Source organism: Tuberibacillus sp. Marseille-P3662 (assembly GCF_900178005.1).
Taxonomy (GTDB): Bacteria; Bacillota; Bacilli; order Bacillales; family Sporolactobacillaceae; genus Marseille-P3662.
In genome coordinates this window covers 153,676-173,467 of the sequence record NZ_FXBS01000003.1, presented here as the reverse complement: position 1 = coordinate 173,467, position 19,792 = coordinate 153,676, and the positions used below count along the sequence as shown (strand labels likewise).

The 19,792-nt window shown below is 42.3% G+C and carries 17 protein-coding genes and 1 pseudogene; 5 read left to right on the top strand and 13 right to left on the bottom strand.

Annotated elements, in window-relative coordinates; translation table 11 throughout:
* Positions 1–56: 56 nt before the first annotated feature.
* The 4 genes from B9Y89_RS02270 to B9Y89_RS02255 all read right to left on the bottom strand — a co-directional run bounded on the left by B9Y89_RS02270 (position 57) and on the right by B9Y89_RS02255 (position 3,126).
* Positions 57–929, bottom strand: coding sequence for a DNA-3-methyladenine glycosylase family protein (locus tag B9Y89_RS02270; protein ID WP_085521178.1), 873 nt, complete (start codon positions 927–929; stop codon positions 57–59).
* 324 nt (positions 930–1,253) lie between these two features.
* Entirely contained in the window at positions 1,254–2,030 is a 777-nt protein-coding gene (pdaA, locus tag B9Y89_RS02265) for a delta-lactam-biosynthetic de-N-acetylase (RefSeq protein WP_085521176.1), read from the bottom strand.
* A 55-nt stretch (positions 2,031–2,085) separates the two neighbouring features.
* Positions 2,086–2,280: a hypothetical protein gene (locus B9Y89_RS02260; RefSeq protein ID WP_085521174.1), complete on the bottom strand. Its 195-nt coding sequence runs from the start codon at positions 2,278–2,280 to the stop codon at positions 2,086–2,088.
* Between the two features lie 48 nt (positions 2,281–2,328).
* Complete coding sequence (locus B9Y89_RS02255; RefSeq protein ID WP_085521594.1) at positions 2,329–3,126, bottom strand: YfkD family protein; 798 nt, start codon at positions 3,124–3,126, stop codon at positions 2,329–2,331.
* Between the two features lie 142 nt (positions 3,127–3,268).
* Between B9Y89_RS02255 and B9Y89_RS02250 the strand changes: the two genes are divergently transcribed.
* The gene (locus tag B9Y89_RS02250; RefSeq protein WP_085521172.1) at positions 3,269–4,042 is read left to right on the top strand and encodes a YhfC family intramembrane metalloprotease; all 774 of its coding nucleotides are present in this window, start codon (positions 3,269–3,271) and stop codon (positions 4,040–4,042) included.
* A 136-nt stretch (positions 4,043–4,178) separates the two neighbouring features.
* Here B9Y89_RS02250 and B9Y89_RS02245 read toward each other — a convergent pair whose 3' ends face one another.
* Both B9Y89_RS02245 and B9Y89_RS02240 read right to left on the bottom strand, forming a co-directional pair.
* Positions 4,179–5,519, bottom strand: a complete 1,341-nt coding sequence (locus tag B9Y89_RS02245; protein WP_254901164.1) for an MATE family efflux transporter — start codon at positions 5,517–5,519, stop codon at positions 4,179–4,181.
* A 61-nt stretch (positions 5,520–5,580) separates the two neighbouring features.
* Positions 5,581–5,967 (bottom strand): OsmC family protein, encoded by a 387-nt coding sequence (locus tag B9Y89_RS02240; protein WP_085521170.1) that lies wholly within the window; start codon positions 5,965–5,967, stop codon positions 5,581–5,583.
* Between the two features lie 106 nt (positions 5,968–6,073).
* Between B9Y89_RS02240 and B9Y89_RS02235 the strand changes: the two genes are divergently transcribed.
* From B9Y89_RS02235 to B9Y89_RS02225, 3 genes are all read left to right on the top strand, one after another.
* On the top strand, positions 6,074–7,246 hold the full coding sequence (locus tag B9Y89_RS02235; protein ID WP_176222069.1) for an MFS transporter: 1,173 nt from the start codon (positions 6,074–6,076) through the stop codon (positions 7,244–7,246).
* Between the two features lie 81 nt (positions 7,247–7,327).
* On the top strand, positions 7,328–7,771 hold the full coding sequence (locus tag B9Y89_RS02230) for a TlpA family protein disulfide reductase (protein ID WP_085521166.1): 444 nt from the start codon (positions 7,328–7,330) through the stop codon (positions 7,769–7,771).
* Positions 7,772–7,844: 73 nt separating this feature from the next.
* The gene (locus B9Y89_RS02225) at positions 7,845–8,117 is read left to right on the top strand and encodes an acylphosphatase (protein ID WP_085521164.1); all 273 of its coding nucleotides are present in this window, start codon (positions 7,845–7,847) and stop codon (positions 8,115–8,117) included.
* Between the two features lie 89 nt (positions 8,118–8,206).
* Here B9Y89_RS02225 and B9Y89_RS02220 read toward each other — a convergent pair whose 3' ends face one another.
* Positions 8,207–8,677 (bottom strand): VanZ family protein, encoded by a 471-nt coding sequence (locus B9Y89_RS02220; RefSeq protein ID WP_085521162.1) that lies wholly within the window; start codon positions 8,675–8,677, stop codon positions 8,207–8,209.
* 260 nt (positions 8,678–8,937) lie between these two features.
* Between B9Y89_RS02220 and B9Y89_RS02215 the strand changes: the two genes are divergently transcribed.
* Positions 8,938–10,857 carry a heavy metal translocating P-type ATPase gene (locus B9Y89_RS02215; protein WP_085521160.1) on the top strand — a complete coding sequence of 640 codons (1,920 nt, stop codon included), beginning with the start codon at positions 8,938–8,940 and terminating at the stop codon, positions 10,855–10,857.
* Between the two features lie 495 nt (positions 10,858–11,352).
* On the opposite strand, the pseudogene B9Y89_RS02210 reads toward B9Y89_RS02215, so the two are convergent.
* The 6 genes and pseudogenes from B9Y89_RS02210 to B9Y89_RS02180 form a co-directional block, all read right to left on the bottom strand.
* Positions 11,353–12,539 (bottom strand): annotated as a pseudogene (locus B9Y89_RS02210) (IS3 family transposase).
* Positions 12,540–13,209: 670 nt separating this feature from the next.
* Positions 13,210–14,757, bottom strand: coding sequence for an FMN-binding glutamate synthase family protein (locus B9Y89_RS02200; protein WP_085521154.1), 1,548 nt, complete (start codon positions 14,755–14,757; stop codon positions 13,210–13,212).
* A 364-nt stretch (positions 14,758–15,121) separates the two neighbouring features.
* Entirely contained in the window at positions 15,122–16,759 is a 1,638-nt protein-coding gene (locus tag B9Y89_RS02195) for an acetolactate synthase large subunit (RefSeq protein WP_085521152.1), read from the bottom strand.
* 68 nt (positions 16,760–16,827) lie between these two features.
* Positions 16,828–17,670 carry a YihY/virulence factor BrkB family protein gene (locus B9Y89_RS02190; protein ID WP_085521150.1) on the bottom strand — a complete coding sequence of 281 codons (843 nt, stop codon included), beginning with the start codon at positions 17,668–17,670 and terminating at the stop codon, positions 16,828–16,830.
* A gap of 19 nt (positions 17,671–17,689) precedes the next feature.
* Complete coding sequence (locus B9Y89_RS02185) at positions 17,690–18,424, bottom strand: YtxH domain-containing protein (protein ID WP_085521148.1); 735 nt, start codon at positions 18,422–18,424, stop codon at positions 17,690–17,692.
* A 207-nt stretch (positions 18,425–18,631) separates the two neighbouring features.
* A complete protein-coding gene (locus B9Y89_RS02180; protein WP_085521146.1) occupies positions 18,632–19,774 on the bottom strand; it encodes a conserved virulence factor C family protein in 1,143 nt (380 codons plus the stop codon).
* Positions 19,775–19,792 lie beyond the last annotated feature (18 nt).

Sequence of the window (19,792 nt, the reverse complement as noted above, 5' to 3'; positions counted from 1 at the left end):
ATGATAACATTATCAGAATTTGATACAAATGAAAAAGGATTCCTCATGGTCATTATCTACACAGTTTGATTCCCTAAACTTTCCCATAAATACAAAGCAGCATAGCTATTATAAGGACGCCATTCCTGACTCATCACCTCAATCTCGGATACTGACGGTTTACGCTCTAATCCCAGCAGACCTTTTATAGCATTTTGCAAACCGATATCTTTAGCAGGCATTAAATCAGAACGCCCCATCCCTGATAACAACAGACTTTGCGCCGTCCAAGGACCGATGCCTCTGACTTTGACAAGCGTCTTGATAACATCCTCATCACTTTCATTATGTAAACTCGGTAAATCTAGTTGACCCTCGGCGATCATTCGCGATGTATCAATGAGATATTCCGACTTCCGTTGACTAAATTTCAACTCACGTAACTGTTGATAATCAAGTGCCGCAACAGTTTGTGGTTGTGGATAAAACCACACGCCTTCATGTTGAAAACCGAAAGTATGAACGAAACGTTCCGTCAACATATGAGCGACCTTTAAGTTCAACTGTTGGTGAATAATACTCGTCATCAGTGACCGGTACAGAGAGAAATCTTTAATTACCGGCGTTCCATAGTAGGTCGTAAAAAGTGACTCAAGCTGTGTTCCTTGGAAATGATCAATAACTGGCTGTAGAGGTTGATCCCAATTAAAAATACGGGTTAGTTGCTGTATCGTCTCGTGCTCCTCACCATTTGAAGTAACGCGAAACGAAGGTGACTGGAGACGGCCCGTTGCCTTAACATGAACAACAATGGGTTCATCATCTTGCCAGAGTGGAACACTTATATGTCTTTCGTGAATATCCACTTGATTAAGCGGATTAAACGCTAGCCTTCGCAATCCCCGATCAAAGTCATACGGTGGCTCTATTTTAATGGTTTTGGTCCACACACCCAACACCTGCCCAAGAATATATGTTCGTAACGTAATTAAAACATAAAAAAGCAAGCACTGCAACTTGCGGTGCTTGCTTTATCTAATAAATATAACTCTGTTAAACGTGACTGTTGATTTCCGCTCCAGGCGTTCGCTTTCCGCTGGCAACGCTGATCCTACCCACATCAATCCACCCCAAAAAGCAAAAAATTGCTTTTCGGGGACCCCGGGTGTGGGCATGAGGAGGCTCACGGGTCACCCGCGGAAAGCGTGGTGTATTTCCGGAGCGGAATATTACGACGCAGTTTATAGTTTGTGTAAAACAACAATGACCTTTAACTAGCCAAAAATAAATTCAGGTATTTTCTTATGTCCCATAAGGTAATCTAAGCTTTTGAATTGATAACCTTCATCGCGAAGGTCATCGATGACTTTTGGAAGGGCCTTCGCATTATCTTTAGAAACTGTATGCAGTAACATGATGGCACCTGGATGGACGCGTTTCATAATGCTTTTGTAAGCATGCTTTTTGCCCTTCTGTTGATCGGTTAACCAATCAACATAGGCAAACGACCAGAAAATATTGTGATAACCCATCTTATAGCCGAGTTCTAATGCCCGTTTACTGAACGTTCCACGAGGGGGGCGCACGTATTTCATATGCTTGCCCGTCAATTCGTGAAACGCCATATCCAAGCGTTTAATTTCTACTTTATACTTTTTGTCACTAATTTTTGATAAATCGGGATGCCCCCACGAATGATTACCAACGATATGGCCATCCTTAACCATTCGCTTAACCACCTTAGGTTGATCTTTAATATACTGTCCCGTTATAAAAAAGGCAGCCGGAACGTTTTTCTTGTCCAGAACATCTAGGATTTCCTTAGTATAGCCTTCCTCATAGCCGTTATCAAATGTCAGGTAAATGGTCTTCTTACTTGGGTCGCCAATCCAAGCACCATCATATTTGTCCAAAAGCTTGATATACTTAGAATCAGTTGTTGGTGGTTCGTTACCATTTGGTTTAAAGAACCATGCTTCCGCCGCTGCCTGTGCAGGCGCTAGAAACATCATGGCCACACAACTTAGGATTATGAATGACTTAACGGGCATGACAGGTTCCCCCTTTACTATTATAATGAACCCGTCACACACAATTTATGTACATTCACGAAGACGCTTTTTGCCAATCTTCCTTAAAGCGATTGATTTTTGTTGTGAGCGCTTGGAACTGTGCCATTAACTGATCAAGGTCATGACTTGTCGACATTTCATCCAACGACCCAACCATCTGCTCGATTAATGCCAACCGATTTTGTAAATAGTGTATTTGCTCAAGCTTATGTTCCGCAGCTTTCCCCATAACAGCTTCACCTCATAATGAAAGAACCGGCACGAATCTGTACCGGTTTTATTTTGATGCATGATATTTTAAGGATACATAATCTTGAACAGGAATCCAAGCGCCGATGCCTTGTTGGGTGACATTTTTAACCTTTATAAATTTGTCGCCGCCGTCAAGACCGAGGTAAACTTCTCCATACGTCACTGTACCTTTTTCGTTTACGGCCGGAACGTACGCCTCTAAGTGACCCACACGTTTCGGTTCAACATGATAAATGCGGTCAGCAGTTGTTCTTGCGCCAATAATAGTACTAAAGGCTATGGGTAAGTTAGTGTGCTTAGATGCTTTCATCATCATCAATTTCTTAACATCTTTTTGGGAAGGGACTTCTGCTGTTAGTCCACCAGTGACGTTCATTTGCTTTTCTTGGTTAAAATTAAGCTTTTGTTTACCTTTGCCACCCCGGTTATCTGACTCATTCACGTTCACTTTCTTGTACTGCCAATTTACCGTCGTTTTCTTGGATTGGTAGCTCAACGGCCACTTACCTAAATAAATCATGGCATTATATCCGAGTGACAGTTTTGATGTATTAATATTAGATTCATTCAACAAATGGATAAGATTTGTATTTTCAATCGGTACTTTCGATGTTTCCAGTAATGCTTGTGTCATTTCACTTGGTTGTAATTCCGGTTCATCTTGTGACGGATTCGGGTACGTATTTTCCTTAGAAATATCAATAACAGATTTCGGTATTTTAATCTGTTGCTGTTTCTTTTCAGGTGATTTTTTATTCTCCTTTCCATCAACAAAATGGACGGGCCCAATAATAAGGGCTACGGCTGTCAACAATGAAATCATTTGTTTCACTTTAATCCTCCTTTCAAGTTTATTTTTTCACCCTCTTCATTTGTTATCCAGAAAAATATAGCCAAATCGGTCATATTCATTTACACTTATCGGATAATGATATTAATACTAATATTTAACGGAGGTTTCATGAATGGTTAGTGGGATGTCAATCGCTGGTATAATTGCACAATTGGTCTTATCAGTTATTCTACCGGTTGTATTAATATTTGTTTTCAAACGGAAAAATTTACTCTCAATAAAGGCGCTAGGTGTGGGGCTCCTGGTATTCATTATTTTCAGTCAAATATTAGAAAAACTGTTACACGTAGCTCTACTGAACCCAAATGAACCGGCGTTAAAGTGGTCCGCAAACCCTTATCTGTATGCTTTATATGGCATGTTAGCGGCCGGTTTATTTGAAGAATTCGGCCGATATTTCGGTTTTAAGCTCCTGTTAAAAAAGCACCAATCTTATGGTGACGGATTATCCCTTGGCCTTGGTCATGGCGGTATTGAAGCTATGTTGGTCGGCGGTATAGGTGCAGTTAATGCTCTAGTGCTATCAAATATGATCAATGCTGGACAATTCGATCAAGTAGCCAGTCAATTAGATCCAGAACAAGCCAAAATCATGAAAGAACAGATCACGAGTACATCGTTTTGGTCTTATTTTATCAGCGGCCTTGAACGTGTGGCCTCCCTCATCATGCAACTCTTTTTATCACTCTTAGTGCTGGTTGGTGTCCGTAAAGGATCTTTCAAGTATGTATGGTATGCTGTCGGGATCCATGCTTTGTTCGACGCCGCACCTGCATTGTACCAGTCAGGCATTCTTCAAAATATCTGGTTTGTAGAAAGCATCATCTTTTTACTCGGTTTAGCTGCCTTTATCGGCATCCGGAAAATACGAGTATCCTTCGAATAAAGGAGGCCGTGTCTGCGGAAAGCGAAGTATTTGATAAAGGGATTACATAAAACACCATTTCAAGCAAATCATCCGAACTGATTTTATGTTCGGATGATTTTGCGACTCATATACTCTTGTTCCAGCTTCTTCGTTTCTATTCTTTAGAGAAAATTTGGATGGAGCGCCACCCGCCTTTAACATAATAGCCAATCGCGAAGAAGCTACTGATGATAAAACTCGCGGCAATGCCGAAAGCAATGCCTTCGGAACCCATCCATTTGGCAAATAGATAAGTTAACGGATAGCGGAGTAGCCAAAACGAGATGAGATTTAACACTAACACCTGGAACATAGCACCCGAAGCCCGGACAGCGCCGTTCAAAACAAAATTAATGCCAAGGAAGGGATAAAAGAACGCCACGGCTTTTAAATATTGACTGCCAAACGCAACGGTCTCATCGTGACCAACAAACCAAGAGATGAGTTGCTCAGAAAAGATAAATACTAACGCCCCGATGCCAAGCATGACAGACACGATTGCAATTAATCCGTTCTTAGTAATGGCATTCACGCGCCCCCACTCACCGGCGCCAATATTCTGTCCAGCCATGCTCGTCACAGCTGTTCCCAGGGTCGTTGCGGGAATCATGATTAAATTATTTATTCTTTGCGAAGCACCAAATCCTGCTAAAACGTGTGTTCCATAAAGCGCGGCCACTGACGTAATTGCCGCTGATCCTGCTGAAATCGCCATCATCTGCAATCCTGCTGGCGTCCCAAGTTTGAAAATCACCGTAAAATACTGCCTCCCCGGCAGACGAGGAACTGAAAATGGAACATCGGCTTTGATAATGGAGTGAATCAAACCATAAACAAAGGCACTGCCTTGTGCAAGCACCGTCGCACATGCTGCTCCTTGGATTCCCCAACTGAAAACATGGATAAACAGCGGATCAAGTATCGCATTTAAAAGAACGGCCAAAAAAACAAATCTTATGGGCGTACGGCTATCCCCTAACGCTCTTAAAATCGTATTAATAAAGTTGTACCCAAATAAAAATAAAATCCCGCAGAAATTAATTCTTAGATACACAGCCGCCATTGGCAATACTGATTCCGGGGTTTGCAGAAGACGGAGCAAGCCTTCCGCAAATACAATCCCCAACACGCCAAAACTGACAGCTAAAATCGCTAACACAAACACAAAGCTATTTAAGGCGTCTTTTAATCCTTGGTCATCACTTTCACCTTTTTTCTGCGAGAGGACTGTCAATGTTGAACTGTTAACACCGATAATAAAAGATAGCACGGTGAAAATAACGGGTGAAGCCATGGATAAGGCGCCTAGTGCTTCTGTCCCCAATAAATTTCCAACCCAAAGGCTGTCAATGAACTGGTAAGATGTCTGCAATATATTCGTCAAAAGAATCGGCACAGCAAACATAGCCATTTTTTTACCGACGTTCCCGTGTGTAAAATCAAATTGTTGTGTCAATAGTCCCCACTCCGGTGTTTATAATATCCGCGAAACATCCACACTAACTCACAAAGCCTATTTAGTTATTCGTGATTTGATAACGTTCAACGACTTCAATGCTGTCTACAACCGATTGAACCATTGAACAATTTTTACGCGTCAATTCCATAACTTTATCCATCGTTTTTTCAGTTAACCCTTCGCCTTTAATGTGAAAAGTCATGACCACCTTTTCGATACGATCAGCTTGATCGGGATTTCGCGTAACTTCGGTTTCCACAGTAATATCATCAACATTTAAGCGCTTCTTCTTTAAGATCTTGCGCATTACTGAGGAGCTGCACCCAACAAGTGAGGCTACCATAAGTTGAAATGGGCGAAAACCATGATCCTCATCAGAAGAGATATTCAATGTGTTAAACTCAGTGCTTGTTTGTAAGCCTTGATCTGTCATACGGAATTCCATAGTCAATGCATCCTTTCATACGTATTATGTATTATGATAGCCGAGACGTGATTATTTGTCAGTTGATTTGTATAATAGAATGACCATTTAAATTGAGGTTATGACAATGTCTAAAACAGTTTCCCCACAAACAAGATATTGGATGCTTGTCGGAGCGGTCTTTGTCTCCGGGGCTTCACAGGGAATGCTGCTGCCATTACTTTCCGTCTTATTTGAACAACAAGACGTATCATCTGACTTGAACGGTTTAAATGCCGCCGGGTTTTACCTTGGAATTATTTTAGCTTCACCTTTCATAGAAAAACCCTTGCAAAAATATGGGTACAAACCTGTCCTTATGACAGGGCTGTTCACTTTAGCTCTCACACTATTTCTGTTTCCTGTTTGGCATCATTTCTGGTTTTGGTTCTTTTTAAGATTGGTTGCCGGTGCCAGCGATAACATGCTGCATTTAGCTGCCCAAGTGTGGATTACCTTTTCTAGTCCAAAGGAATCAAAGGGTCGAAACATTGCCATTTACGGGCTGTCATTTGCGGCTGGATTTGCCGTCGGTCCCATCCTCGTCAATTTATTAAGTCTGGGAACATGGGTTCCATTTATCACGGCAGGTAGCGGATGTCTTGCTTTGTTAACAGTACTATCGCTGCTTGATAATGATTACCCACATACCTATGCTCAAGAAACCGGGCCTGTTCTCAAACGGTATAAAAAAGTGTTCATACTTGGTTGGGGGGGTCTAGTAACCACATTTGGCTACGGTTTTTTGGAGGCTTCCCTTAACGGCAACTTTCCCATCGTTGCCATGAGACAAGGAATTGATGTTGCAAGCATTAGTTATATTTTACCCGCTTTTGTCGCGGGCAGCTTGATCACGCAAATACCTTTAGCCTCACTTAGTGATAAGATTGGACGCAGACGGGTTATATTATTTGTGACCTTATTTGGCACACTAAGCTTTATAGGTGGTGTCTTGTTCCCGGGTCATCCCATTGCTCTAGCATGCGTGTTTCTTATATCGGGCATGGCGATTGGATCCTTATACTCAATGGGCATGACCTACATCAGTGATTTGTTACCGGGATCATACTTACCATTGGGGAATCTTTTAGCAGGGGTCAGCTTTAGTATCGGGAGTATGTTGGGCCCGCTTATCGGTGGTCTGATGATCCGCATCATGCCTAGCGGTGGTTTTTTCCTAGGCATATCCACTATATTATTCTTGATTTTTATCGCAATAGTCATCATGCCACAACGAACAAGCCAAGACTCTGAAGCGTAGATTTTGACGAGAGCACACAACTTTTTTACACTTAGGATTAGCTAATCGTGATTTTAAGAATAAAAGGGGTTGAAACCAGCTATGAAATTACGCGATGAAATGCCTGAATTAGAGGGCGAAACAACTTGGTTCAACGGTGAGGTCAATAAATCGGATCTTATTGGCGATAAACCAACACTTATTCACTTTTGGTCTGTAAGCTGTGGCCTTTGTAAAGAAGCGATGCCGCAAGTGAATGAATTCCGTGACGAATACCAGGATCAATTGAATGTCGTCGCCGTCCATATGCCGCGATCTGAAAAGGATTTGGACGTTGATCAAATTAAAGAGGTTGCTGATCAATATAACATCACCCAACCCATTTTCGTTGATAATGAGCATAAGTTAACGGATGCCTTTGACAATCAATATGTACCTGCCTATTATGTTTTTGACGAAAACGGTCAACTGCGCCATACTCAAGCCGGTGGTAAGGGCATGAAAATGTTAACCAAACGTGTCAACAGAGTACTAGGAAATAAATAAACTTAAAGACAACTTGACAAATCCGCAGGTCCCTTGTGACTGCGGATTGTCTTATTTTAAGGAGGGACTTGCCATGAAGCGAATGCACATCATTGTCCATGGCCGCGTGCAAGGTGTTGGATTCCGATTTTTCACACAACAGCAAGCTGAAGAGAACAATATAAAAGGCTGGGTACGGAACAAGCCCGACGGAACCGTGGAGGCTGAGGCTGAAGGTGAACCGCAGAAGCTCGACACGTTTATCAGCAATATCAAAGCAGGCAGTCCTTTTTCTAAAGTCACAGACGTTCATCTTCAAGAAATCAATCACTTAAAAAACTATAAACAATTTTCAACAGTTCATTAAAGAGGTGTTCCTTTCTTTGGAAGACCTCTTATTTTTAGGGAACGTAAATACTCCCGCAAAAAAAGGAAATATCCTCAGAACACTTCACACTACCGATGGTAAATCACATAAAACACTAACCTGTATAACCCATATAATATTTTGAATAAAATCCACCCTAACACCGCTCCGATCGTGTTCAACAGAATGTCATCAATGTCAAAAATTCGTTTGGCAAACTCAAATTGCATGGCTTCAATTAAAAGACTACTGCCAAACGCTATAATAAAACTAATGATAAAAGGGCGAACACTTTTAAATATAAGCGGTACAAGGAGTCCAAACGGCACAAATAAAGCCACATTCCCCAAGATATTTTTAATCATCAGCCAGGGATTACCACTGTCTAACATTAATTTAATGCTATCAAATACAACCAAGTTGACTGATTTACCATAGACATAATAATTATATGTAAATAAAGTTAAATACAATAAAATTGCTATATAAGTAAAGAAAATACAGGCAGCAAATCGTTTGATACGCTTACGAATGATTGGGGCCTGTGCAACTTCCTGCATAAAATATACACCTCTTCTATAACTGTATGTCCATTATAATCAATTAACCCCCACTCTTACCACCTGAAAAAAGATACAAATAGTGAGCATTGGGCTTTTCATTTTAATTATATATGTTATTATATAATTAACTTTATTAGATAATAATTATTATAAATAAAGTTATCTTTGATGCTGTCGTGGCTTAGCGGCAGCATATCGCATTGGCATATACTTAATGATTATGAAAATCGTTATCAACTATAGAAAGGTGTTTTCAAATGGAAGCCAATTTGGAACAACAGACGCCTAAGCGCAATTCGTTTAAGCCGCCTTCATATTTTAAGAAACTACAAGATCATAGTGAACTCATAGCCGCACTAGCCGCTGGTATTTTGATTGTAACCGGATGGCTAGTCGGACAATCTGACATGTTAGCGTGGCCTGTTTTTGCCTTAGCCTATGTTGTCGGCGGTTATTATAAAGCGAAAGAAGGGATTCATGAAACAATTAAGGAGAAACACCTTAATGTTGAATTACTCATGATTATAGCTGCTCTTGGCGCCGCATTGATTGGTCATTGGGGAGAAGGGGCCATGTTGATTTTAATTTTTGCTGTCAGCGGCACCCTTGAAAGCTATACAATGGACAGAACATCAAAAGAATTATCGTCACTTATGTCATTACAACCGCAAACAGCCCGGTTAATAACGGCTAACTCTGAACAGAGGGTCTCCATAGAGTCCGTTTGTATTGACGACCGAATCCGTATCAAACCAGGTGAACGAATCCCTTGTGATGGTGTCATCGAAGGCGGCCAAACAAGTGTTAATGAAGCGGCAATCACCGGAGAGTCCGCTCCGATTACGAAGCAAGGAAATGATAGTGTTCTCGCGGGTACCATCAATTTAGACGGCATGGCTGTTATACGCGTGACCAAGACCCATTCAGAAACCTTGTTTAGTAAAATTCTCACATTGGTACAAGATGCCCAAGAAGAGCAAGCACCGACACAACGTTTTATCGACCGATTTGAAAAACACTATGTTAATATCGTTTTAATCGCGGTTGCTCTTATGATGGTCCTTCCACCCTTTGCTATTGGTTGGGGGTGGGAAGAGACCCTATACCGTGCGATGATTTTGCTCGTTGTCGCATCCCCTTGCGCGGTTGTTGCCTCCTCAACGCCCGCTGTATTATCAGCGATCTCCTATGGAGCACGACAAGGGATTTTATTTAAGGGCGGTTATTATCTAGAAAGTATGAGTCATCTAAAAGCCGTTGCTTTTGATAAAACAGGCACGTTGACAGCAGGTGAACCAAAAGTCGAAACAAGTATTTGGGCCAGTAACGCCAATCAATTGCAAGTCATGGCGGCTGTCGGAGCGATTGAATATCAATCCACACACCCTTTAGCAACCGCGATTACAGATTTTATTGTTCGTGAGACTGGTATACACGATTTGCCTGATGTTGAATGGATTCGAAACGTTCCCGGATACGGTGTGGAAGGCAAAGTTGGTGCGGATACTTATAAAATAGGGAATGCTGACTTCATGGATGAAAGCATGGTCAATCAATTTGTGACGGCCTATCAAATTGATCATGGAGGCGAAGAGATCACCGTTTTCGTGGAAAAAAACGACCAAATAGTGGGTTATTTAGGTTTAAAAGATCACATCCGACCCGAAGCTAAAAAAGCCATTGAGCGCATGCATCGACTCGGTATTTATACGATTATGATCACCGGTGACAATGAACGGACCGCTCGCACCATTGCCGAGGAAGCAGGCGTATCCAACTATATTTCAGGATGTCTTCCTGATCAAAAAGTTGATGTGATTAAAGATATCCAGAACCAATACGGAAAAACAGCCATGATCGGCGATGGGATTAATGACACACCGGCACTCGCAACAGCGTCCATTGGCATCGGGATGGGAAGCGGTACAGACGCAGCCCTAGAGACAGCCGATATTGTCCTTGTCAAAAATAAATTGGAAAAAGTAGCTTTGTCTATGTCATTGGCACGTAGGCTGAACAAAATTGTTAAACAAAATCTCGTGTTTGCCTCAAGTGTGATTGTCTTGCTCATTCTATCGAACTTTGTTCAATTTCTCGATATGACAGCAGGTGTCATCGGACACGAGGGCAGTACCATTCTCGTCATCTTAAATAGTTTGCGGATGCTGCGTGGTTAAAGAAGGTGAGGGTCTGGACTTGTATTCAGACCCTTTTTTAACAATCCCATAGGTTGTAGGCGCGTTGTCCCGTGGATGTCCCGTATTTCAATAAAAGCGTCCCGTTATGTGAATTTTCTGTCCCGTAAATGAGTCATGCTGGAACGTACTTGTCCCATAAAAGGTACGCTGTCCCGCGGATGTCACGTATTTTAATAAAAGCTGGACTTCTGTCAATAAAGTGGACAAACTTTCACGAAAAAACTTTTAATCCATACGTTAAGTTAGGCATTGGTCTTCCCTTTAAACGAGAACCGAAATGAATCAACACGCAATAATTAAGCTCATGAGTCGAGTAAGGGGTATTTGAATCAAAGGGAACACGGCCTATAGTCGCAACTTGACATGGAGCCTCTACGGGCGTGAGTTCCAGGCCAAGGAGCCAGCTATTATAAAAGATTGGCTCGCCGTCGAGGCTATCACGCCCGCCACTCCAAATAAAGTTGCTGGTTGTATTTAGGCTGTTTTGTCCTGCTTTCGCTCCGTCAATGCCCAATAAGCCCGTTCATATTGATTGGGTGAGACATAGCCGAGCGTTGAATGACTTCTTCTCTCATTATAAAAGCTCATGATATAGTCCCAGATGTCTTTTTTGGCTTCTTCACGACTTCTATATTGACGACGATAAATACGGTCTTTCTTAATGGTCGCATGAAAGGATTCAATGCATGCGTTGTCATAACAGTTGCCACGCCGGCTCATACTGATTTGAATATTGTGTGCATTTAGGCACTCAATATATTCTTTGGATGCGTACTGACTGCCACGGTCCGAATGATGAATGAGCTTGTCTGAAGGATGTCTCAAACGGATGGCTCGGTTAAGCGCCTTTAAAACCAACGCTTTGGACAAGCTTTTATCAATATGCCACCCAATGATTTTACGCGAATATAAATCCATCACACTAGCTAAATATAACCATCCTTCTAATGTCCACACATAAGTGATATCGGTCACCCATGCACGGTCAGGCTGTTCTGGATTGAAATGACGATTCAATAAATTTGGATAAATGGGATGACTGTGATTCGAGTCTGTTGTTGTCACAAAACGTTTTTCTGGAACCGCACGGAGCCCCCTTTCTCTCATATATCTCCCCACTGTTTTCTCCGAAACATGAATGTCTTGTTTTCGAAGTTCATGGGTGATTCGTGGGCTTCCATACGTTTCACGATACTCATAGAAAAGTCGACAAATGACACCCTTCAAACGTTCCTTTTCTTTTTCACAATCACTTTGATGGGGTCGCATTTTAAGCCATTTATAAAAGCCACTTTTCGAGACTTCTAGAACTTGGCACATCTTCACGACTCGAAACTCGTGGCGATGTTCATTCATGAAAGCGTAAATTATTTCTGGTTTTTCATGAAGATGTGCGCCGCCTTTTTTACGATTTCGTTCTCCTCTTTCAATTCCTTAATTTGATCCAGCAATTCCTTTTCCCGTTTCTTGTGCTCACTAGGGGTGATATAGTCCAATTCCTCGGCTTTCAACTGTTTTTTCTTCCGATAATCACGGACCCAACGCGTCATCGTTTTATAAGGGAGATCCATTTCTCTAGATACTTCCGCCGCTTTTTTGCCTTCATCCACAACCATTTTGGCAACATATTCCTTGAATTCGTCATCATAATGTTTTCCCATCTTTAGACACGCTCCATTCGATTGATAATTTCATTGTAAAAATTCTCTCTGTAGCGTGTCCACTTTTTAGACTAACTCTAAAGCATCCCGTTATGTGAATTTTCTGTCCCGTAAATGAGTATTTCTGGAACGTACTTGTCCCATAAGAGGTACGCTGTCCCGCGGATGTCCCGCATTTTAATAAAAACGTCCTGTAATGTAATATTTCGGTCCCGTAAATGAGTCATGCTGGAACGTACTTGTCCCATAAGAGGTGCGCTGTCCCGCGGATGTCACGTATTTTAATAAAAGCGTCCCGTTATGTGAATTTTCTATCCCATAAATGAGTATTTCTGGAACGTACTTGTCCCATAAGAAGTGCGCTGTCCCGTGGATGTCCCGTATTTTAATAAAAGCGTCCCGTTATGTGAATTTTCTGTCCCATAAATGAGTATTTCTGGAACGTACTTGTCCCATAAGAAGTGTGCTGTCCCGCGGATGTCCTGCATTTTAATAAAAACGTCCTGTTATGTAATAATTCGGTCCCGCATAATAAACTTTAATCTATTTACCTCTCGCCCTCCCAAGTAAATACTTCACACCCTTAAACAGAAATGATTAACCTACCTCCTTTTATAAATGGGGTCAGGCCCCCACCGCGTTAAAGCAGTGGGGGCCTGACCCCAAACCGTTAAACCTCTACCGTTTGCCCGCGCTCGTCTTTAAATACGACATGGCCTTGACTGAACTGCGTTGGAGAATCCAATCCGGACGCAGCCGCAACGTTATACAATCCTTCGCGCAAGGTCACAAGATAGTTCAGCACCCTGTACGATTTCTCTTCAATAACCAATCCTTGCTGCAATTCATCATCAGTCGTCGCCACGCCGACTGGACAGGTGTTGGTATGACAACGTAGAGCCATAATACAACCAACGGTGATCATAAAGGCACGCGCAATATTGACAAGATCAGCCCCCATGCTTAAAATCATGGCAACCCGGTCAGCAGTAAACATTTTTCCGGAAGCTATGATCTTGACACGATCACGAACACCATGTTTTCTCATCATGTCATCGACAATCGGCACGGCAGCCCGGATCGGCAACCCTACACCGTCAGCCAATTCTTGATAAGTGGCTCCCGTCCCGCCTTCACTGCCGTCAACGGTAATAAAATCAGGACCAACCTCATGAATTTTCATATTTTCCGCCAAATCTTCAACTTCCGATTCTCCGCCAACAACTAATTTAATACCAACCGGCAGTCCCGTCACATCACGAACTTGGTTAATGAAGGCGAACATAGATTGATAGTCTTGAAACTCGTTAAATCGGTTTGGGCTATCAACTGTTTTATAAGGTTCAATCCGGCGAATCTCAGCGATTTTCGGGGACACCTTACTGCCATCCAGATGGCCGCCCCGCGTTTTTGCACCTTGTCCGAGTTTTAACTCAATCGCTTTGACTTGCTTTAAGTCAGCCTTATGCTTCAATTCATCCCAATCAAGTTCACCGTCTTTTGTCCGGACGCCAAACAACCCTGGACCGACCTGCATAATGATATCAACATCGCCTTCCAAATGATAGGGTGAAAGACCGCCTTCCCCAGTATTCATCCACGTGCCATGACTCATGCCTAGTCCTTTGGACAAGGCTGTGATCGCCCGTTCTCCCAAGGAGCCATAACTCATCCCCGACATGCCGATCAGCCCTCTGACTTTAAAAGGTTCCCGACATCCCGGGCCAATCACAACCGCATCTTCTTCCGGTAATAACCACGGCTTGACCGTATCTTTCTTACGATGCTCTTTGCGCTTGAACAACCCATCTTCATCAATTTCATATTTTTTTGTTTCAATCAAGTCACTGTTATCAACGCGCATTTCTTCCCTTTGTTTGGGAAACATGGCATTTTTAACATAATAGCCTTGACTATCAAATTCGCGCTTGGAACCAAAACCAATCATATTATTTTGATATTTAGCTGGTAGAACAATATGTTGATAGTCTTCACGCGAAAAAGGCTTGCCTTCATGATCATCATCAAATAAATATTGCCGCATTTCCGGACCGACTTTCTCAATCAGATAGCGGGCTTTCCCCAGCAACGGAAAGTTTCTTAAAATTGAATGCTGTTGTTGGTTTTTATCCAACATACGCAAAAAGATTGAAAACGCCAATGGCGCAAAAATAAGCAAGAAAACGACGGCAATTAGAATAAAATTCAACCATTCCATATTATTACATCCCTCTCCCCAATTTTTGTATGCAAGCTCTTTTATAACAGATTGTTGCATTGGGTTATGAATCAAGAAACTGTTAGGTGCTGTGAGCAGTTAAAATTCACGTAGACTCCTGCGGGAAACAGCGGCCAAAGTGAGGCCCCGCAGAACACAGAGAGTACGCATTAAGGATGATCAGCTAAATTCGTCACCTCCTGTGACAACGCTGATCCTACCCACATCCTGTGGGCATGAGGGGGCTCACTGGTCGCCCGCGGAAAGCGAAGTGTATTTCAACTGCGTACCAAATAACAACAATCCATACGAAAAGAGTATATATGTAAAAGGGCGACCCAATAAAGCCGCCCAAAACAACGTTTTAAAAGTCACATTCCAACTGATTCAATCGTTCCGTTAATTTTGTGTTCTCCCCATAATCAACGGGACAATCAATAACTGCAGGTCCGTCGACTTTCAAGGCTTGTTCAAGAGTCCCTTTTAAGTCTTCTGCCTTTTCGACACGAAAACCTTGAGCCCCGAAAGATTCTGCCATTTTAACAAAATCCGGATTACCAAATGAAATATGTGATGGGCGGTCAAATTGATTTTCTTGCTTCCATTCAATGAGTCCATAACCATTATCACGCCATATAAAAATAACAAGTGGTAACTGGAGGCGGACAGCAGTTTCCAGCTCCATGCCTGTCATTAACATACCACCATCACCGACTACGGAAACAACCTTTTTATCAGGATAGACAAGTTTGGATGCAATCCCGCCGGGAACTGAGATACCCATTGAAGCTAATCCATTTGAAATTAAGCACGTATTCGGCTTGTAGCAATGATACATTCGCGCCAACCACATCTTATGGGCACCGACATCAGATAGAACCATGTCATCCTCGCCCATAACATCGCGCAAGTCATGAATCATTTTCTGTGGTTTAACCGGAAACGCATTGTCTTGTTCATATTGATGATACTCGTTCAATATTTGATCTCTGATGGATTGAACATAATTAGCCGGTTCTTTTCGCTCTTTAACGGCCTCAGTTAATTGTGCTAAGTTTTTGGTAATATCACCTACAACACTAGCTACGACTGGATAAGCACTATCAACTTCAGCATTTTGGGTATCTACATGTAATACGGGAATGCTTCCGTCAGGGTTCCAATTGGATGGTGGAAATTCACTCATATCAAATCCAATTGAAACAATTAAATCAGATTTTTCAACAGCACAACTGACATAATCACCGCCCGACAAACCAATCGTCATTAAGCTAAGGGGATGTTCCCAAGAAATCGCTCCCTTGCCCATAAACGTTTCCGTGACCGGTGCTTGTAATTTTTCTGCCAAAGCAACCAACGGTTCTGTAGAATGACAGCGGGTCGCGCCATTTCCAACAAGAAGTATTGGACGTTCAGCTTTGTTAATAAGGTCAGCTGCCTTATCAATGCTTTCAACTTGAGCTTGGGGATACTCGTTTTCAACATAGTCTAAGGGTTCCCCTTCAACTTCCATACCTGCAATATCTTCAGGTAGTTCGATAAAGGTGGCGCCAGGCTTTTCCGTTTCTGCTAATTTCGCTGCTTTCCGAACCACTTCGGGAACAATATCTTTGTCAGTCATTCTTGCCGTATATTTCGTCACCGGACGATACATGGCTCCCAAGTCATAAGCTTGGTGCGATTCCTTATGCAGCCGTTCCAAATCACCCTGCCCCGCAATCGCAACGACGGGATTACAGTCCATATTACTATTAGCAACGCCAGTAAGCATATTGGTCGCACCGGGTCCTAAAGTGGCAAGGCATATACCAGGTTTGCCGGTGAGACGTCCCATCACCCCAGCCATAAAGGCAGCACCTGTTTCATGGCGGGTGGTCACAAACTCAATGTCAGAGTCAAGCAGCGCATCCATCATATCTAAGTTTTCTTCACCGGGTACACCGAACATATATTTAACACCTTCATTTTCAAGGCATTTTATCAGTAATTCGGCTGATCGCATAACAAACCCTCCTTATATCCATCATTCCATACAAATATCATTCCTATTGTTCTCGGGATCCACCCAACTTATCCATGACGTCTAATTTGTCGCAAAACGGCATTGATTTCACCGCCAATAATGATGGTTAAACCTGTTAAATAAAACCATATCATGAGGATGATGATCCCTTGTAAAGTTCCATATGTCGCTGAAAACTGCCCAAACTGTTCCACATAATAGGAAAATGCCAGTGATGCACATTGCCATAACACTGCCGCTAGTACAGCCCCCACAATGACCTCACTGAAGTGCAGCTGTTTGTTTGGGGCAAAACAATAGAGACAAGCAAAGACAACAATGATAATCAAAAAGCTAATAAGTAACCGCAAGATATCCCAAATTTTAAAAATATTTTCAGGAATCCCTAAGTAATGAAATAATTCTTTACCAACCGTTGGCCCAAAAACATTAAGCACAAGCGCCATAATAATGACAAATATCACTGCAAATGTCAGTGCAATCGCTGTTAAACGAGTGAGGATAAACGGACGCCCTTCTTCAACATTATAAGCTCTATTCATCGTTCGAATGATAGCAACAACGGCCGTTGATGCTGACCATATGGCAATCAACGCACTGACAGATAGGACACCTCCACCTCCGCTTTGACTAAGGACACTATTTAAATTATTTTTAATAATATCAAAAACGTCCGGTGGCGCAAACTGTTCTATGTATGGCAGCATCTGTTCTCCTGTAATCCCTAAGTAAGAAAGAATTGAAAAGGTAAAGATGAGGAAGGGGAATAGCGACAACAGAAAAAAATAAGCTAACTGTGCCGCTAGTTCCAATGCCCGATCCTCCATAAACCGCCGATATAGCCTTACAAAAAATGTTTTAAAAAAGACAATCTGACTTAGTTTCCCCATAAGTGGTTCCCCACCTTTATTATTGCTCCAAAGTATCCGTATCAGAAGATTGAGGAGCCGGAAGTTGTTCCTCATCATTATCCGGAGCGGGAAGTTGTTCCGCACTTTCCTGCCAATTCAGGTCGTTATAATTTGGCATAGGTTGAGTGACAACCTGGTTATTTGCATCGGTAACAGTATCATCGCCTGTTACTGTATTTCCCGTTATACTAGGGTCTGTAACAGTGTTGTTGCCTGTCACAGTATTATTTGTCATTCCTGAATCTGTAACAGTATCAGCCGTCGGATCATAACTGTTCAAACTGTCACCAGAAAGACCGCTATCAACCACACTGTTATACGCCATACCGTTTGCTGGAATTGAGGCCGGTGGCATAGTGAAATTTCGACCACTGTTCTTAATTTTTGTTGTGATTTCTCCGACTTCACTGCCGGCTTCTACAGCGTATTGATAAGCTTGGGTTGAGCTATTGCGCACACCGCTTACTTTATCAGCCATCTCCCGTAAGTCGTTAGAAACTTCCTGTGCCGTCATCCTAATATTATCCGATGTGTTCTGCATATAATTGGAAATGCTGTCAGGATTGGTCCGCACGGTTTGATATAGGTTGTACGAGCCCTGTTTCAACTGATCCCAGTTCTCTTTCAAGGCTAATCGAGTATCCTTATAGAAAAGTGATACACCCGCGCCGAGCAATCCGCCATACAGCATAAAACGGCCTAACTTACCGTGATGTTGGTTTTGCATGTCCAAAGTTTCTCGCCCCCTTATAACAAACTGCAGCCTATTCGGCTACAATATTATTCTGTACAGTCGCAAATAATATATAATGGCAAAATGCGATTGGCTAAACATGCTAAAGGAACCAACTTAAACATCACCATTTAAAGAGTATGATTATGGTACAAAAATCATTATTAAAAAACCGGCTCACTCTCGTTTGAACCGGTTTGCCTTATGTTAATTATCAAACGCATTAGTCATTTGCTTCCAAACAGAACCTTTAGCCTCTGTACCGCCTTCAATTCGTTCTAATGCCATTTTAATTTGTAGAGCAACTTCAAATTCAGGATCATCTTGGGCATTACGCAAGGCCTCTATAGCCGTCTCATCACCCACTTCATACAAAAACATCGCAGCCCGCCATCTTACAATTTTACTGGGATCCTTCAATGCATCAATCATAGCAGGAATGGCTTTAGCATCGCCAATATCCGACAAAGCATCTCCTGCTGTTCGACGAACCGTCACCGTTTTATCTTTCAACGCCTCGTATAGATAGGGTAAAGCCCGGGTATCTTCTAACATGCCCAGATAAACTGCGGCCAAACGGCGGATACCCACTTTATTATCATGCAATGCTTTTTCAAGAACCGGTAAATCATCTATTGAAGGATCCATACGATCCAAAGCCGCATAACGTTGCTTCCAATCGGGGTCGTCAAGCATGGCTTCTGTAACTTTGATAAATGGATTGGTATGAGTCGCTTCATTTGAATTCATTTTAAAAGCCTGATCAATTAAATCCCTTAGACGTTCATCACTATAAGCTGCTGATAATTCTTCAGTGACATCCTGCTTAACTTCCTGGGGATCACCATAACGCGGTGTCTGTTCAACCCATTGTCGTTCCATTATCATATTATCTGAAGCTGATTGTGCCTCCATAACAGCTTCAGTAAACCGTTCGGGTAGACCTGCACGCTGTTCTTCTCCATCAACTTCAAGTTTGACTTGCATGGGAATATCCCGAAACTTTTGGATAAATACCCGGATCTCACCAAAACCTTGGGCAGCCTTGTTAGGATCCGCGGATGCCTCACCGCTTTCACTCCTATCTTCAGCTTCACCAAAGACAGCTCTGACTTCCGGCAAAATCGCCTCCCAATCGTACTTAGGGAAACGCTCTATTGCGATAAAATCAGCGACACGATAAAAGCCTTTCACACCTTCGATCCTTAATAATTGGTTCACATAGCTAGGTGCTTCGGGATAAGTTTCTTCTGCTTTGTAATTGTAATTATTACCCGCTTCTAATGATTCGCTAACATTCAGTTTCATGGAGTTCGGACTTGGTGTCGGTTCGATTGAGAGTAACTTCATAAACATCATCACCTCATC

Bases quoted from the DNA above. Each gene is read 5' to 3' on its own strand.
- pdaA (WP_085521176.1), bottom strand. From the start codon at position 2,030: ATGCCCGTTAAGTCATTCATAATCCTAAGTTGTGTGGCCATGATGTTT.
- B9Y89_RS02260 (WP_085521174.1), bottom strand. From the start codon at position 2,280: ATGGGGAAAGCTGCGGAACATAAGCTTGAGCAAATACACTATTTACAA.
- B9Y89_RS02255 (WP_085521594.1), bottom strand. From the start codon at position 3,126: ATGATTTCATTGTTGACAGCCGTAGCCCTTATTATTGGGCCCGTCCAT.
- B9Y89_RS02250 (WP_085521172.1), top strand. From the start codon at position 3,269: ATGGTTAGTGGGATGTCAATCGCTGGTATAATTGCACAATTGGTCTTA.
- B9Y89_RS02240 (WP_085521170.1), bottom strand. From the start codon at position 5,967: ATGGAATTCCGTATGACAGATCAAGGCTTACAAACAAGCACTGAGTTT.
- B9Y89_RS02235 (WP_176222069.1), top strand. From the start codon at position 6,074: ATGTCTAAAACAGTTTCCCCACAAACAAGATATTGGATGCTTGTCGGA.
- B9Y89_RS02230 (WP_085521166.1), top strand. From the start codon at position 7,328: ATGAAATTACGCGATGAAATGCCTGAATTAGAGGGCGAAACAACTTGG.
- B9Y89_RS02225 (WP_085521164.1), top strand. From the start codon at position 7,845: ATGAAGCGAATGCACATCATTGTCCATGGCCGCGTGCAAGGTGTTGGA.
- B9Y89_RS02220 (WP_085521162.1), bottom strand. From the start codon at position 8,677: ATGCAGGAAGTTGCACAGGCCCCAATCATTCGTAAGCGTATCAAACGA.
- B9Y89_RS02215 (WP_085521160.1), top strand. From the start codon at position 8,938: ATGGAAGCCAATTTGGAACAACAGACGCCTAAGCGCAATTCGTTTAAG.
- B9Y89_RS02200 (WP_085521154.1), bottom strand. From the start codon at position 14,757: ATGGAATGGTTGAATTTTATTCTAATTGCCGTCGTTTTCTTGCTTATT.
- B9Y89_RS02195 (WP_085521152.1), bottom strand. From the start codon at position 16,759: ATGCGATCAGCCGAATTACTGATAAAATGCCTTGAAAATGAAGGTGTT.
- B9Y89_RS02190 (WP_085521150.1), bottom strand. From the start codon at position 17,670: ATGGGGAAACTAAGTCAGATTGTCTTTTTTAAAACATTTTTTGTAAGG.
- B9Y89_RS02180 (WP_085521146.1), bottom strand. From the start codon at position 19,774: ATGAAGTTACTCTCAATCGAACCGACACCAAGTCCGAACTCCATGAAA.